This is a genomic window from Salimicrobium humidisoli, assembly GCF_002295105.1.
Classification (GTDB): Bacteria; Bacillota; Bacilli; order Bacillales; family Halobacillaceae; genus Salimicrobium; species Salimicrobium humidisoli.
Window position 1 is genome coordinate 35,364 of sequence record NZ_NSGH01000018.1, and the last position, 14,284, is coordinate 49,647.

General features: G+C 45.8%; 14 protein-coding genes. 2 read left to right on the forward strand and 12 right to left on the reverse strand.

What is annotated here, in order from left to right; translation table 11 throughout:
• The 7 genes from CKW00_RS10855 to CKW00_RS10885 form a co-directional block, all read right to left on the reverse strand.
• Positions 1 to 849, reverse strand: a complete 849-nt coding sequence (locus CKW00_RS10855; RefSeq protein ID WP_095822582.1) for a bifunctional 5,10-methylenetetrahydrofolate dehydrogenase/5,10-methenyltetrahydrofolate cyclohydrolase — start codon at positions 847 to 849, stop codon at positions 1 to 3.
• 22 nt (positions 850 to 871) lie between these two features.
• The gene (gene nusB / locus CKW00_RS10860) at positions 872 to 1,246 is read right to left on the reverse strand and encodes a transcription antitermination factor NusB (RefSeq protein WP_008588914.1); all 375 of its coding nucleotides are present in this window, start codon (positions 1,244 to 1,246) and stop codon (positions 872 to 874) included.
• Between the two features lie 159 nt (positions 1,247 to 1,405).
• Entirely contained in the window at positions 1,406 to 1,795 is a 390-nt protein-coding gene (locus CKW00_RS10865; RefSeq protein ID WP_095822583.1) for an Asp23/Gls24 family envelope stress response protein, read from the reverse strand.
• Complete coding sequence (gene accC, locus CKW00_RS10870) at positions 1,795 to 3,162, reverse strand: acetyl-CoA carboxylase biotin carboxylase subunit (protein WP_008588910.1); 1,368 nt, start codon at positions 3,160 to 3,162, stop codon at positions 1,795 to 1,797. Before accC ends, CKW00_RS10865 begins: the two co-directional genes overlap by 1 nt.
• A gap of 16 nt (positions 3,163 to 3,178) precedes the next feature.
• Entirely contained in the window at positions 3,179 to 3,697 is a 519-nt protein-coding gene (accB, locus tag CKW00_RS10875) for an acetyl-CoA carboxylase biotin carboxyl carrier protein (protein WP_095822584.1), read from the reverse strand.
• Between the two features lie 169 nt (positions 3,698 to 3,866).
• Entirely contained in the window at positions 3,867 to 4,424 is a 558-nt protein-coding gene (gene efp / locus CKW00_RS10880) for an elongation factor P (RefSeq protein WP_008588907.1), read from the reverse strand.
• A gap of 15 nt (positions 4,425 to 4,439) precedes the next feature.
• Positions 4,440 to 5,501 carry a M24 family metallopeptidase gene (locus tag CKW00_RS10885; protein WP_095822585.1) on the reverse strand — a complete coding sequence of 354 codons (1,062 nt, stop codon included), beginning with the start codon at positions 5,499 to 5,501 and terminating at the stop codon, positions 4,440 to 4,442.
• Positions 5,502 to 5,757: 256 nt separating this feature from the next.
• Here CKW00_RS10885 and CKW00_RS10890 point away from each other — a divergent pair, with 256 nt between their 5' ends.
• Entirely contained in the window at positions 5,758 to 6,147 is a 390-nt protein-coding gene (locus tag CKW00_RS10890) for an SA1362 family protein (RefSeq protein WP_095822586.1), read from the forward strand.
• Between the two features lie 66 nt (positions 6,148 to 6,213).
• On the opposite strand, the gene mntR is transcribed toward CKW00_RS10890, so the two are convergent.
• Entirely contained in the window at positions 6,214 to 6,639 is a 426-nt protein-coding gene (gene mntR, locus CKW00_RS10895) for a transcriptional regulator MntR (RefSeq protein WP_095822587.1), read from the reverse strand.
• Between the two features lie 236 nt (positions 6,640 to 6,875).
• Positions 6,876 to 9,440, reverse strand: a complete 2,565-nt coding sequence (locus CKW00_RS10900; RefSeq protein WP_095822588.1) for a vitamin B12-dependent ribonucleotide reductase — start codon at positions 9,438 to 9,440, stop codon at positions 6,876 to 6,878.
• Positions 9,441 to 9,768: 328 nt separating this feature from the next.
• Here CKW00_RS10900 and CKW00_RS10905 point away from each other — a divergent pair, with 328 nt between their 5' ends.
• Positions 9,769 to 10,149, forward strand: coding sequence for a rhodanese-like domain-containing protein (locus CKW00_RS10905; RefSeq protein ID WP_095822589.1), 381 nt, complete (start codon positions 9,769 to 9,771; stop codon positions 10,147 to 10,149).
• Between the two features lie 65 nt (positions 10,150 to 10,214).
• Here the strand turns inward: CKW00_RS10905 and gcvPB are convergent, their stop codons facing one another.
• From gcvPB to gcvT, 3 genes are read right to left on the reverse strand one after another with little or no spacing between them, the layout of a single operon-like run.
• Positions 10,215 to 11,678: an aminomethyl-transferring glycine dehydrogenase subunit GcvPB gene (gene gcvPB / locus CKW00_RS10910; protein ID WP_095822590.1), complete on the reverse strand. Its 1,464-nt coding sequence runs from the start codon at positions 11,676 to 11,678 to the stop codon at positions 10,215 to 10,217.
• Positions 11,671 to 13,023 (reverse strand): aminomethyl-transferring glycine dehydrogenase subunit GcvPA, encoded by a 1,353-nt coding sequence (gene gcvPA / locus CKW00_RS10915; protein WP_095822591.1) that lies wholly within the window; start codon positions 13,021 to 13,023, stop codon positions 11,671 to 11,673. The genes gcvPB and gcvPA overlap by 8 nt, the downstream gene beginning before the upstream one ends.
• 12 nt (positions 13,024 to 13,035) lie before the next feature.
• Positions 13,036 to 14,139, reverse strand: coding sequence for a glycine cleavage system aminomethyltransferase GcvT (gcvT, locus tag CKW00_RS10920; protein ID WP_095822592.1), 1,104 nt, complete (start codon positions 14,137 to 14,139; stop codon positions 13,036 to 13,038).
• Between the last annotated feature and the right edge of the window lie 145 nt (positions 14,140 to 14,284).

Genomic DNA, 14,284 nt, shown 5'->3' on the forward strand with positions numbered 1-14,284 from the left:
TTATTGGTGTATTCTTTTCGCTGCTTCAATCGTGTTGTGGAGAAGCATCGTAATAGTCATTGGACCTACCCCTTTAGGGACAGGAGTGAGATAGGATGCTTTTTCCTTAACGGATTCAAAATCAACATCCCCGGTAAGCTTTCCATCCACTCTGTTCACGCCTACGTCGATGACGACTGCTCCGGATTTAATATCTTCTGCCGAAATTACGGACGGTTTACCTATCGCCACAATAAGGATATCAGCCTGTTTCGTTATATTTTGCGCATCCTCGGTTTTTGAGTGGCAGTAAGTCACCGTCGCATTCTTATTAAGAAGGAGCTGTCCTACCGGTTTTCCTACAAGATTACTTCTGCCGAGGATGACTGCATGTTTTCCTTCCAGTTCAATCCCGGCCCGTTCCATCATTACTATAATTCCGTGAGGAGTACATGGAAGGAACGTCTCCTGATTCGTCATCATCTTACCGATACTGATCGGATGGAAACCATCCACGTCTTTTTCCGGCGAGATAGCCTCGATCACTTTCTGATCTTCAATATGTTCGGGAAGGGGAAGTTGAACAAGAATGCCGTGCACGCTTTTCTCGTTATTCAGCTCTTCAATTTTGTTCAGCAACTCTGTTTCTGTGATTGTACTGTCATATTCCCACAGGTCAGCATCCATACCTATTTTATTGGAGGCTTTCTGTTTCCCCCTTACATAGGATTTGGAAGCGGGATCGTCCCCGATTATTATGACCGAAAGTTTTGGATGGATGCCCTGTCCGTTAAGAGTCTCCACTTCACTTTTCAGTTCGCTTCTTATCTCCTGAGCCAGTTCGCTGCCATATATGATTTCTGCTGCCATTTCCTTACTCCCCCGTTTCCTGTTATTGAATTTTAGATAAAACTCCGTTTACGAACCTTCCGGATGTCTCTTCTCCGAATGTTTTCGCGAGTTCGACGGCTTCATTGATTGCAACCTGAGTTGGAGTATCCCCGTAGAATTTCAACTCGAATATCGCTATGCGAAGCACTGTTCTTTCCACCTTAGGGAGACGTTCGAGTGACCAGTGCTCCAGATGATCCGAAATAAGCTCATCAAGTTCCTGCTGATGTCGGGTCACCCCGTCAACGAGCTCCATCAGAAACTCGTCTCTTTCGCCTTCCATTACGTAATCCACTGCTTCCTGCTGTGTCAAATGTGTTGTGAGCATTTGAAAAAGCGCCTGAAATGCTTTTTCTCTGGCTAGCCTTCTTTTCATTTTCTTTCCCCTTTCGAACTCTGTCCGATTAAAATCATATCATTTACAAACCCGAAATGCTAACAAGATCCGTAAGTAAATTACGCAAGAGAGGCAGTGCCTTTTTCGTTCTCCACTTTTTATCATCAAAAAAAGATCGGAGCAGCTGCTCCGATCCTTTCATTCGTTCGTTTCTGTTTCTTTGATATCCATGTGGACACCGACGACATGAACGTTCACTTCTTTTACGGAAAGAGAGGTCATGTTTTCAAGAGCCTGGCGGGTGTTTTCCTGAATTTTTTTCGCAGCTTCGGGGATAGAAATTCCGTAATCCATCACTACGTAAGTCTCGATTACAACACCTTCTTCGAGAAGATCTACTTTCACACCTTTTCCGCGCGATTTTTTACCGAGTCTTTCAGCCACCCCGGCTGCAAAGTTACCTCTCATTTCAGCTACACCGCTCACCTCGGACACCGCAATACCTGAAATAACTTCGATTACTTCAGGGGCTATTTCTATAGAACCGAGGTTCGAGCTTTCGGTTACATTCACCGGATGTTCATCCATTATAAATTCTCCTCTTTCTCATCCATGACAGCGTATGTTTCGAGGAACTTCGTGTTAAAGTCGCCTCCCTTAAATACTTCATGGTTCATCATTCGCTGATGGAACGGGATAGTAGTGTGTACCCCTTCCACCACAAATTCGCTGAGGGCACGTCTCATTTTTGCGATAGCTTCGTCTCTGTCCTGTCCGTATGTGATCAGTTTAGCTACCATGGAATCGTAGTACGGAGGGATCATATAGCCTGTGTAGGCTGCTGAATCCACCCTGACTCCGAATCCTCCGGGCGGAAGGTACATATCAATGTAGCCGGCGGAAGGCATGAAATTCTTGAAAGGATCTTCTGCGTTGATCCTGCATTCAATCGCCCAGCCCTCAAATTTAATATCCTCCTGACTGAAGGAGAGAACTTCATCGTTGGCAACTTTAATCTGCTCTTTGATCAGATCGACACCTGTGACCATTTCAGTTACAGGGTGCTCCACCTGGATACGTGTGTTCATTTCCATAAAGTAGAATTTCTTTTCGTTATGATCGAAAATGAACTCTATCGTTCCTGCCCCGGAATAATTAACAGCAAGCGCTGCCTGCACAGCAGCATCACCCATTTCCTTACGGATGTCTTCCGTGACTGCCGGAGAAGGAGTTTCTTCGATCAGCTTTTGAAGACGTCTCTGTACAGAGCAGTCCCTTTCTCCCAAGTGAATGGCGTTGCCATGATTATCGGCGAGGACCTGAATCTCTACGTGACGGAAATCCTCTATGAATTTTTCAAGATATACGCCCGGGTTACCGAAAGAAGTTTCCGCTTCCTGCTGCGTCATCTTAATACCTTCAATCAGTTCTTTCTCGTCACGGGCTACCCGTATCCCTTTGCCTCCGCCCCCGGCAGTGGCTTTAATGATTACGGGGTAGCCAATTTCTTCAGCGACCTGTTTACCTTCATCCGTATCCTTGATTATACCTTTCGAACCTGGTACCACCGGGACTCCGGCATCTTCCATCGTCTGTCTCGCTACGTCCTTCGTACCCATGTTCTGAATTGCATATGCTGATGGACCGATAAAAGTCACATTGCATTCTTCGCACATCTCAGCGAACTCAGCATTCTCCGATAAAAACCCGTACCCCGGATGAATGGCATCGGAGCCGCTCATCGTAGCTGCACTGAGTATGTTCGTATAATTCAAGTAGCTGTCTTTACTGAGTTTGGGACCTACACAGTAGGCTTCATCTGCAATTTGGACGTGCAGGGCTTCCTTATCCGGTTCGGAATAGACAGCAACAGTCTCAATATCCATTTCTTTACACGCACGAATGATCCGAACCGCGATTTCTCCCCTGTTGGCTATTAATACTTTTTTAATCAAATGCTCCCACCTCTCTTTAGCGTTTTACGCGGAAGAGTGGCTGGTTATATTCAACAAGATCCCCGTCGCTTACCAGGATTTCAACAATCTCCCCAGAAACTTCCGCTTCAATTTCATTAAATAGTTTCATTGCTTCCACGATACAAACTACAGAATCATTACTTACTCTGTCTCCTACCTGTACGTACGGATCGTCTTCCGGCGACGGAGCGTGATAAATAGTCCCTACCATTGGAGAAGTTACTTCATAATCATAATCGGCAGAACCTTCAGTCTTCGATTCCTGCGTTTTCTCTTCTGCTTTACCCTTCTCGTTGGAAGGCTGTTCTTCAACGGGAGTGTTTTCCTGCCTGACTGGCGCAGCCTCCTGTGCTGGTGATGGTGCCTGTACTACAGGTTGTGCCTCAGCCACAGGAACTGAGCCCCCGTGTTTTTTCAAAGTGACTTTACTGTCTCCGGATTCGTATTCGAATTCCTGGACACTTGATTCATCAATTAGCTTAATAATTTCCCTGATTTCCTGCACCTTTAGCATTTACTGGCACTCCTTTTATGTAAAATCTGTATAATGTGACTACTTCCTCATTTTACGATAGATATTTCCGGCCTGCAACTAATCGGAAAGCGATTACAAAAAGTAATCTATGAAATATTTTCGTTAAAACTATCTTTCCGGAGTCCGAAAACTCCGGAAGGACAGCTGGCTAGGCTCTGGATACATATTTCCCTTCATCGGTGCTGATGAGAAGCATGTCGCCCTCGTTCACGAAGAACGGTACCTGAACAGTAAGACCCGTTTCAAGCGTGGCAGGTTTCGTACCTCCGCTCGCCGTATCACCTTTCACACCAGGTTCCGTTTCGGTCACTTGCAACTGGACGTTTTTCGGAAGTTCAATTCCGATCGTTTCAGCTCCATACGTCTGAATAGACACTTCCATATTTTCTTTGATGTAGTATAGTTTATCGCCGATCTGCTGCTCCGGCAATGCCAGCTGGTCGTAGGTGTGTGTATCCATAAACGTATGCATATCCCCCGACCCATACAAATACTGCATTTTTTTCGTTTCGATGTGAGCACGGTTCACTTTCTCGCCGCCACGGAAGGTCTTTTCCTGGATATTTCCATTCCTGAGGTTTCTGAGTTTAGAACGGACAAAAGCCGCTCCCTTACCCGGTTTAACGTGCTGAAAATCCATGACACTCCAAATTTCCCCGTCTACTTCAATAGTTAGTCCTGTCTTAAAATCGTTTACTGAAATCATTATTTTCCTCCCAACTTATAAAACAATCAGTTCTTTAGGTGCAAAATTCAGAGGCTCGTTCCCGTTTTCCGTTATGACCGTATCATCCTCGATTCTGCAGCCGCCTACGCCTTTCACATATATACCCGGTTCCACCGTAACGACCATGCCGGGTTTCAGTTCCACGTCGGAGCGATGCGACAGTGCGGGTCCTTCATGTACGTCGAGACCTATACCGTGACCGGTGGAATGTCCGAAGTAACTGCCATACCCTTTATCTTCGATGACATCTCGCGTAAGTGCATCGGCTTCTTTACCTGTCAGGCCGGCCTTCAGACCGTTCATTCCTTTTTTCTGAGCTTCGAGCACGACTGAATATATTTCTTTTTGTTTTTCATTTATCTCACCTACGGCCACTGTTCTCGTAATGTCGGAACAGTACCCTTTGTAGAGGGCTCCAAAATCGAGAGTAACCAGGTCACCGGACTCGATTTCCTTCTCGGAAGCGACCCCGTGCGGCAGTGCAGAACGATACCCGGAAGCGACTATAATATCGAAACTCGAAGATGTGGCCCCCTGCTTTCTCATATAAAATTCAAGTTCGTTCGATACGTCTATCTCTTTCACCCCAGGTTTGATGAAGTCCAGAATGTGATCGAAAGCATCATCCGCAATTTCAGCTGCCTTCTTCAGCACGCTAAGTTCTTCGTCTGTCTTTATTAAACGCAAAGCTTCGACGATGCCTGATACAGGAACCAGTTCCCCTTTTACCTTCTCATAAAAAGTTTCATATATACCATAGGTAATGTGATCCTTTTCGAATCCGATTTTTTTACTGCCTGCTTCGGAAAACTGTGCAGCCACTTCGTCGGACATCGGGCCCTTGTGTTCTACCACTTCAAATTCACTCACCTGATCATTCGCCTGATCTACGTATCTGAAATCGGTAATCAGTTTCGCACTTCTGTCCGTAATGACTACAGCTCCGGAAGTTCCGGTGAAACCGGTTATGTACCTCCTGTTTTTATCACTCATGACCAGCAGCCCGTCTATATTCTGTTTCTTCATGGACTCCCTTATTTGTACCAATCGCGACATATGTGTTCAACCTCCTTTGAATATTCTTACTAATAGCCATTAATAGTGTATCATAATTGTACGTACCATCACTACTCCAGCGTCATCGCTCCGTATGCGACTATTGATTCAAAAAGAATTTCGCGGGTTTTCATCTGTTAAAATGATTGCAGGGCGATACGTGAAATAAGAATTGAAAAATTTTGCGATTTCATGATAGAAACACCCCGAAAAGTGGTATAACAGTAGTATAAGAGCTATGAAAGGAGGCCTCCTCATGGCACGCGGATGGTTTAAATGGGTAATGTATGTATTTATCGGATTTGCTGTGTTCTATATCGTCAATCAGCTTCTGACCAACACGGGCAGCTTTCTGGTTTCCATTCTTACTATGGTTGTTGTCGCCGCCATCATCTACGGGGTGATTTATTTCTTTTTCATTCGACAAAGATCCGGAGGTGTAAGGGGCAACACAGATGAAATGAAGAAATATAAGCAGGCCGTCAAACAGTCAAAACAGAAGTACGGCACCAGCTCGAACGAACAGGTCAAAACTGCCAGGCCCTCAGGAAAACAAACGAAAAAACGCAGATCCAACGCTCCTCATCTGAAAGTGATCGACGGGAGTAAAGGAAAAAATAAAGACAAGGACAGAGCGACCTTCTAGCACTCATTGTATTTGCACATGTTCATAAACACCGCTTTTTCAGGTGATCAAAAAAGAAGATGCATTTTAAGCATCTTCTTCGCTTTTATTATGAATGTGGATTAAGGCTTCGCGTCGCGAGGAATCTTCTTCGAAATACTGAACCAGATCACCGATGCGATCGATGGAATCCCAGCTCAAGTGGTGCTCGATCCCTTCCACTTCTTCGTATATTTTATCCTTCTCCACCCCGATTAATTCAAGAAAGTTCTCCAGTAACTCATGCCGGTATACTAAACGTTTCCCAATTTTCTTACCTTTTGAAGTAAGCATTAAACCTCTGTATTTTTCGTAGATCAAGTATTCATCTTTCCCGAGTTTTTGCACCATTTTGGTTACAGAGGAAGGATGAACATTAAGGTTTTCCGCAATATCGGAAACTCTGGCATACCCCTTATTCTCAATTAACAAATAAATCTGCTCAATGTAATCTTCCATACTCGGTGTGGGCATAATTTACCTCCGTTATCACTCAGGTCATTCACTAAAAATCATACACTAATTCAAAGAGATTAACAACTCGACCTCACGTGAAAATATCCGTTCCATTTTATGTCAGGGTCGTTACGAAGATTTCCGGACCAATGGCGGAATATCGTTCTGCATATATCGAAGACCCGGACTGTTCTGACAGAGTCCGGGTCCTTCTTATACATATAAGTCTTAAAATATCTTCACTTTGACACTTTTTAGAGACCGCATTTCAACTGAGCATTACAATTCGTACAAGTGTTACAGCCTCCGATATCTTCAATCGTCCCCTGTCTGCATACAGGACATGTATCACCGATTTCCGATCCGATAGAGACGTTAGTGGACTGCAGCTCCTGTACAGTATCCATGAGAACCACTTTTCTTTTTTCATCTTCGAACTCAAAGGATTCTTGTTCCCCGTCGAATTCACTTTGTTCGGCTTTCAGGGTTAAAACCTGGGAGTCACGACTGCCGTCTACATAAACGGTACCACCTTTTGCACCGCCATCGTACAACCGTTCGTAAACGGACTGGACCTGTTCCACAGTGTAACCTTTGGGAGCGTTCACCGTTTTCGAAATTGAACTGTCCACCCATCTCTGAATTACACACTGGGCATCAGCATGAGCTTCCGGAGTCATGGACATAGCCGTTACGAACCAGTGAGGCAGATTATTTTCATCAGCTCCAGGCGTACGATCCAGATATTCCTGAACGATATCCGCCTTCACTTCTATAAATTTCCCGAGACGGCCGCTTCTGTAATAGGAGAAGGAGAAATATGGTTCCAGACCGGTACTCACTCCGGCCATGGTTCCTGTGGAACCGGTAGGAGCCACGGTCAACAGGTGAGAGTTCCGGATTCCGTTTCTCATCACTCCTTCTCTTACGTGTTCCGGCATCCCTTTCATGTATCCTGTGTTAACGAATTGACTTCTCTTTTCTTTCGTATCTTCCGGTGATTCCCCTTCTATGAATGGGAAACTGCCTTTCTCGCCAGCAAGTTCAATCGAAGCTTCATAGGCGGTTACGGCAATCGTTTCGAAAATTTCGTCGATCAGTTTATTGCCTTCTTCCGACCCATATTCCGTCTCACAATAAATGAGCAGATCATGAAGACCCATTACACCAAGGCCTACCCGGCGTTCTCCCAGAGCCTGTCTTTTGTTTTCCTCCAGGAAGTAAGGAGTGGAATCAATAACGTTATCCTGCATGCGTACTCCGACGCTTACTGTATGTTTCAACTTTTCGTAATCAACCGTTTTGTTTTCCTTATCAGCCATCTCTGCCAGATTCACGGCTGCAAGGTTACACACGCTCCAGGGAGCCAGTGGCTGTTCCCCACAAGGATTGGTCGCAACAACTTTCTGTCCATACGCCGTAGCATTTGTTTTTTCATTCGCATTGTCGATGAAAAAGATCCCCGGTTCTGCTGAATAAGTTGCGCAAATGTTAATCAGATCCCATAGTTCCCGGGCCGCAACTTTTCTGTAAGTACGTACGCCCAGTCCTTTTTCTTCCCATTCTCTTACATCTCCGGAGTCTTGCCAGTTTTCATTGTAATACTTCATTTCTTCTTCGGTGTATGACTCCACGTCCGGAAAGCGAAGAGAGTAGAACGCTTCATTCTCAACGGCTTCCATAAATTCGTCTGTAATACATACAGAAATATTGGCCCCGCTCAAAAAGTCTGAGTGATGTACGGAATACGTGCCGCCATCTCTGAGTTTTTCTTCGGCCTCCCTGATGGACTGGTTTGTAAATCCTCCCTGACCTTCTATCCCCTTAAAATTAACGACACTCTGATAAAGATCCCGTTCTTTTTCGGAAAGAGGCTGGAATTTGAGCTTATCCTGCGCCAGCTGTTTAATCTGTTCGTCCGTTGTATTTTCAATTAAATAGCGGAGAATTCTCGGGTTCTGCATCTTGGAAATAATGAACTCCAGAATATCCGGATGCCAGTCGGCGAGCATGATCATCTGGGCCCCTCTGCGGGATCCGCCCTGTTCGACCAGGTGAGTAAGTTTCGCTATGTCATCGAGCCAGGAAACGGAGCCTGAGGACTTCCCGTTCACTCCTCTTGCCAACGTGTTTCTCGGTCTTAATGTCGAGCCGTTTGTGCCGACTCCTCCACCCCGGGACATAATTTCCATCACCTGTTTACGATGATCCGAAATGCCTTCCCTGGAATCCTGGATGAACGGCATAACGTAACAGTTAAAATACGTTACTTCCTTTTCGGAACCTGCCCCGTAAAGCACCCGGCCTGCAGGAACGAAGTTCATCTGTGAGAGTTCTTCATAGAATTCGCTGAAACTCTGTTCCTGTCTTTCTTTGGTAGTCTCGACCCGGGAGAGGCCCGCAGCATTTCTCTTGGCTATCTGTTCGTAATAAACTTCCATAGGTTTATCGATAGTATCGAGACCGCGTTTCACGACTCCGTCAGCTTCTTCTTCGTCCAGCACGTGAGAAAACTCATCTTCCACTTTCACCATAGCCTCTCTCGTTTCCCAGTCGATAGAGACGATGAAACCGTATCCCCGTGCAGGGAACTTGGGATCAGCCTTGACAGTCAGTACGACAAAGTCCCCTTCTTTTAACGTCAGTCTCTCTGTATCCTTAAATGCATACCTGTCCAGCATTACAAGCCTGGAGACACCATCATGGGTGGTGGTCATGTCATCACTCACCTCAAAAACCTGAGGAAATAATTTGATATCCTCGTTCAACTGTTGTACATTAATTTTTGTGTGAACTTTTTCAGATGCACTCGTTGTCATGGTAATCCTCTCCCTTTCCGGAACATATCTTCTAATTAGTAACATACCACATCCACAAAAAGTTAATCAATATATTGTGCTTCTTTTTTTAAAAAACACAATATATTGTGTTTTTGAACAACGTATTTTTAATTTGTCAACTCAGTAAACGTATATATAAAGAAACGTGAAGGCGTATAACGAAGTAAAATCGGTCAAAATCATTTCTTTCAAAAGAATTTGTTCCTTGCTTTTTGTGGATGGCTTTTCCAGGAAGGAAACCTTTGAAATTATAAAGGGAACTGATTATAATTAATAAGGAAATATTCTTAATTAGGGGGAAGATTTTATGAACTGGTGGATTCTACTGGGCATTGTCATTATTTTCATTGCCTTTTCTGTGTATCGATATATGAAATCCAAAAAAATTCTAACTACGCTGTCAGAAGATGAGTTTAAACAGGGGTACCGGAAAGCACAACTGATTGATGTAAGGGAACCGAAAGAATTCGATAGCGGTCATATCCTCGGGGCACGCAATATTCCTCTTTCACAGATGCGTAACCGCACAGCGGAAATACGTCAGGATAAACCCGTCTACCTTTATTGTCAGAGCGGAGCAAGATCGACACGTGCAGCCATGCTTCTCCACAAAAAAGGCTACAAAGATCTGAATCAGCTCGAGGGTGGATTTAAAAAGTGGAACGGTAAAATCAAGGCAAAAAAATAACAGTAATAACCCCCGGACAATAGAAAATCCGGGGGTTATTATTATTACATATGCTGCCAATGCCGTTATCTGTTGAAGTCGTATTTCAGTACCGGCTTTCTCGCGGCAGTCGTTTCATCCATTCGTCCCACTACTGTCGAGTGAGGGGCTTCCTGCACTTTCTCAGGCTCGTTTTTCGCTTCCAGCGCAATCTGTTCCATCGTTTCGATGAAACCATCCAGCGTTTCCTTGGCTTCTGTTTCCGTAGGCTCGATCATCATCGCTTCCTCGACGTTTATCGGGAAATAGATCGTCGGCGGGTGATAACCGAAATCAAGCAGTCTTTTCGCCATATCCAGCGTCCGGACCCCCTGCTTCTTCTGAAGTTTTCCGGAAATTACAAACTCATGCTTGCAATGCTGTTTGTACGGAAGTTCAAATGATTTCTCAAGCTTCCGCATCATGTAGTTGGCATTAAGGACAGCGTACTCACTGACTCTCCTGAGCCCTTCTGCACCCATAGTCCTGATGTAAGTGTAAGCACGCAGATTTATGCCGAAATTACCGTAATAAGGCTTCACCCGTCCTATGGAAGAAGGTCTTTCGTACTCGAACGTAATGCCGTCATTGTTTTTCACGAGTACCGGTTTAGGCAGATACGGGTCAAACTCGGCGGTCACCCCGACCGGCCCGGACCCCGGTCCTCCTCCTCCGTGTGGCCCTGTAAATGTTTTGTGAAGGTTTAAGTGAACAACATCAAAACCCATATCTCCGGGTCTTGTGTACCCTAAGATCGCATTCAGGTTCGCTCCGTCATAATACAGTTTGCCTCCGGCTTCATGAACGACCTCCGCCATTACAAGAATTTCTTCCTCAAACAAACCGAGAGTATTAGGATTCGTAAGCATAAGGGCAGCTGTCTGATGGTCGACCAGCCGCTTAAGATCTTCAATGTCCACCAGCCCGCGTTCGTTCGTCTTCACTGTTACCGCTTCAAACCCGGCTACCGTTGCGGAAGCAGGATTCGTACCATGAGCAGAATCAGGCACAATAACTTTGGTCCGCCCGTAGTCCCCATTGTTTTCATGGAAGGCCCGGATCATCATAAGTCCTGTCCATTCGCCCTGAGCACCGGCTGCCGGCTGAAGTGTCACGGTGTCCATACCCGTAATTTCACAGAGAGACTCCTGCAGATCATACATCCATGTGAGAGCCCCCTGCACCGTACTCTCCTCCTGGTAAGGGTGAATGTGACTGAAGCCCGGAAGTCGCGCTACGTCCTCATTCAGCTTTGGATTATATTTCATCGTACAGGAACCGAGAGGGTAGAAACCTGTGTCCACACCGTGGTTCCTCGTGGAAAGACCTGTATAATGCCTGATCAGCTGAAGTTCACTCACTTCCGGAAGTTCTGCCTTCTCTTTTCGGATGTATTCATCTTCAAACATGCTTTCAATCTCCATGTCCTCCACATCATTTTCAGGAAGACTGAACCCGGATCGCCCAGCGGTACTTCTTTCGAATATAAGTGGATACGCCTCGTTATTCATCTAATCCCCCCAACAACTGTGCAAATTCTTCAATTTCATCTTTGGAACGGAGTTCAGTTACAGCTACCAGCATGCAGTTCTCATATTTACTGTCTATCTTTCCAAGATCGAAACCACCTATGATCCCGTGGTCGAACAAATACTCGTTGGCTTCCCTGACCGGAACAGGAAGTCTGATAGCCAGTTCGTTAAAGAACGGGCCATCCACAAGCAGACTCATTCCTTTTTCTATTACACACTTTCGCAGATACATCGCTTTCTGAATATTCATTTTCGCCATTTTAACCAGGCCTTCCTTGCCGAGTGATGTAAGTGCAACACTTGAAGCAAGAGCATTCAGTGCCTGGTTGGAACAGATATTCGATGTCGCTTTCTCTCTGCGGATATGCTGTTCCCTGGCCTGAAGCGTCAGAACGAAGCCTCTTTCTCCTTTTTCATCCACCGTTTCTCCGATGAGCCTTCCGGGAACTTTCCTCATCAGTTTTTTCGTAACGGCAAAGTATCCGCAGTGTGGCCCTCCGTACTGGGCCGGGATACCAAACACCTGTGTATCACCGACTACGATATCCGCCCCGAAGTCCCCAGGTGGAGTCAGGTATCCGAGAGCAAGCGGATTGGCAGAGACGATGAACATCGCCTTTTCAGCTTTGTCTTTCATGGCTTTCTTTATCTCCCCGAGCGGTTCGACTTTCCCGAGGAAATTCGGGTACTGGGCTACGACTGCCGCAACATCTTCCGACAGATGATTTTCGAGCTCGTCTAACGCCATCGTGCCGTTCTCTTCATTAAGAAACACCAGTTCCAGGTCGTGTGCTTTGGCGTACGTCTTTATTACTTCCAGTGAATCAGGATGCACCGTGTCCGAAAGTAATATTTTTTTCCCTTTCGACTGTGCCGCAGCAAGGGTTACAGCTTCTGCAAGCGCCGTACCGCCGTCGTACATGGAGGAATTGGCGACGTCCATACCTGTCAACTCGGCAATCATCGTCTGAAATTCGAAAATAGCCTGCAGCTCCCCTTGTGAAATTTCAGGCTGGTAAGGGGTGTATGCTGTATAGAATTCCGATCTTGAAATGACGTGATCAACTACTGAAGGTATGTAGTGATCATATACGCCCGCTCCCAGAAACGAGGTGTACTGACGCATGTTCGCGTTCTTCTCGGAAAGTTCCCTCAGTTCCTTCATCAGAGCATATTCATTTTCAGGAGGTTTCAGCTTCATTTCCTCTTTTAATCTGATCTTTTCAGGGATATCCGAAAATAAATCATCGGTCGACCCCGCCCCGATCGTTTCCAGCATCACAGACTTATCTTCGTCGGTCATAGGTAAATATCTGAATTCCATCCGTCGTACCTCCTACCTTTTATAAAATGGAGTGTTTATTATTTTGGCTTTTAACATTTTCTTTCTTACTTCTACGTATAATGTCTGGTCCATGTCCGTATATTCTTTTTTCAAAATGGCGAGACCCAGGTTTTTTCCGAGAGTCGGTGATTGAGTGCCGCTAGTAACAAAACCGATGTTTTCGCCATCCTCATCGTAAATCCCGTATCCGGTTCTCGGAATTCCTTTATCCAGCATTTCTATTCCGGCCAATTTCCTCCCGGTCCCGGACTGTTTCTGTTTCTTCAGGACGGACTTACCGGGATAATCCGCCTCTTTGTCTATTTTTACCGCGAAGCCCAGCCCGGCTTCTACCGGGGTGATATTTTCGGACAGCTCCTGGGAATAAAGCGGGAGACCGGCTTCAAAGCGCAGCGTGTCCCTTGCACCTAAACCGACCGGCTGAATCCCGTACTCTTCCCCCGCTTCGAGACACGCCTTCCATAAGTCGACAGCGGACGCTGCGGGAAGATAGATTTCAAATCCGTCCTCTCCGGTATAACCGGTCCGGGAAACTAGTGCCTTCCCTTCTACCCCGGCAAAACTTACCCCGGCATGAAAGCGGAAAAACTTAATGTCCTGAAGCTGATTGTCCGTAAGAGATTGAAGAATCTCTTCAGCCTTCGGACCCTGAATGGCAAGTTGTGCGTAGGAGGCGGAAACATCATCGATTTCGACTTCACCCGTCTGATGGGCAAGCAGCCATTCCATATCCTTATCTTTGTTAGCAGCATTAACTACAAGTAAATATTCGTTTTTATTGAGGTAATAAACGATCAGATCATCGACAGTCCCACCGTTTTCATAACACATCATCGTGTATTGGGCTCTTCCTTCGCTCAGTTTTTCTACATCATTAGTAAGCACGCTGTTCAAGAAAGCTGTTGCCTCTTCTCCTTTGACCGATATTTCTCCCATGTGGGAAACATCGAAGAGCCCTGCAGCTTCCCTTACGGCTGCATGTTCTTTTTTTATGCCCGTAAACTGTACCGGCATCTGCCAGCCGCCAAAGTTAATCGTCTTCGCTCCCAATCTGACAAACTCTTCATATAATGGGGTCTTTTTCTGTTGATCCATCAGGTTTCCTCCTTTTCAGGTTCTATTTCAAATGTTGGGGTGGAGGATCTTTTCCTCCGCCCCTTTATCCTAGGTGCTTGCCTACGTTCTTGAATTGGTGATGCATCAGAATGCGGGCCCGCAACCGGTCGTGCCGGCGAAAGCC

Excerpts from the sequence above, each read along its gene's own strand:
- CKW00_RS10890 (WP_095822586.1), top strand. The coding sequence starts at position 5,758 with ATGGCACGCGGATGGTTTAAATGGGTAATGTATGTATTTATCGGATTT.
- accB (WP_095822584.1), bottom strand. The coding sequence starts at position 3,697 with ATGCTAAAGGTGCAGGAAATCAGGGAAATTATTAAGCTAATTGATGAA.
- CKW00_RS10905 (WP_095822589.1), top strand. The coding sequence starts at position 9,769 with ATGAACTGGTGGATTCTACTGGGCATTGTCATTATTTTCATTGCCTTT.
- gcvPA (WP_095822591.1), bottom strand. The coding sequence starts at position 13,023 with ATGGAATTCAGATATTTACCTATGACCGACGAAGATAAGTCTGTGATG.
- CKW00_RS10865 (WP_095822583.1), bottom strand. The coding sequence starts at position 1,795 with ATGGATGAACATCCGGTGAATGTAACCGAAAGCTCGAACCTCGGTTCT.
- CKW00_RS10855 (WP_095822582.1), bottom strand. The coding sequence starts at position 849 with ATGGCAGCAGAAATCATATATGGCAGCGAACTGGCTCAGGAGATAAGA.
- efp (WP_008588907.1), bottom strand. The coding sequence starts at position 4,424 with ATGATTTCAGTAAACGATTTTAAGACAGGACTAACTATTGAAGTAGAC.
- CKW00_RS10900 (WP_095822588.1), bottom strand. The coding sequence starts at position 9,440 with ATGACAACGAGTGCATCTGAAAAAGTTCACACAAAAATTAATGTACAA.
- mntR (WP_095822587.1), bottom strand. The coding sequence starts at position 6,639 with ATGCCCACACCGAGTATGGAAGATTACATTGAGCAGATTTATTTGTTA.
- CKW00_RS10885 (WP_095822585.1), bottom strand. The coding sequence starts at position 5,501 with ATGTCGCGATTGGTACAAATAAGGGAGTCCATGAAGAAACAGAATATA.
- gcvT (WP_095822592.1), bottom strand. The coding sequence starts at position 14,139 with ATGGATCAACAGAAAAAGACCCCATTATATGAAGAGTTTGTCAGATTG.
- nusB (WP_008588914.1), bottom strand. The coding sequence starts at position 1,246 with ATGAAAAGAAGGCTAGCCAGAGAAAAAGCATTTCAGGCGCTTTTTCAA.
- gcvPB (WP_095822590.1), bottom strand. The coding sequence starts at position 11,678 with ATGAATAACGAGGCGTATCCACTTATATTCGAAAGAAGTACCGCTGGG.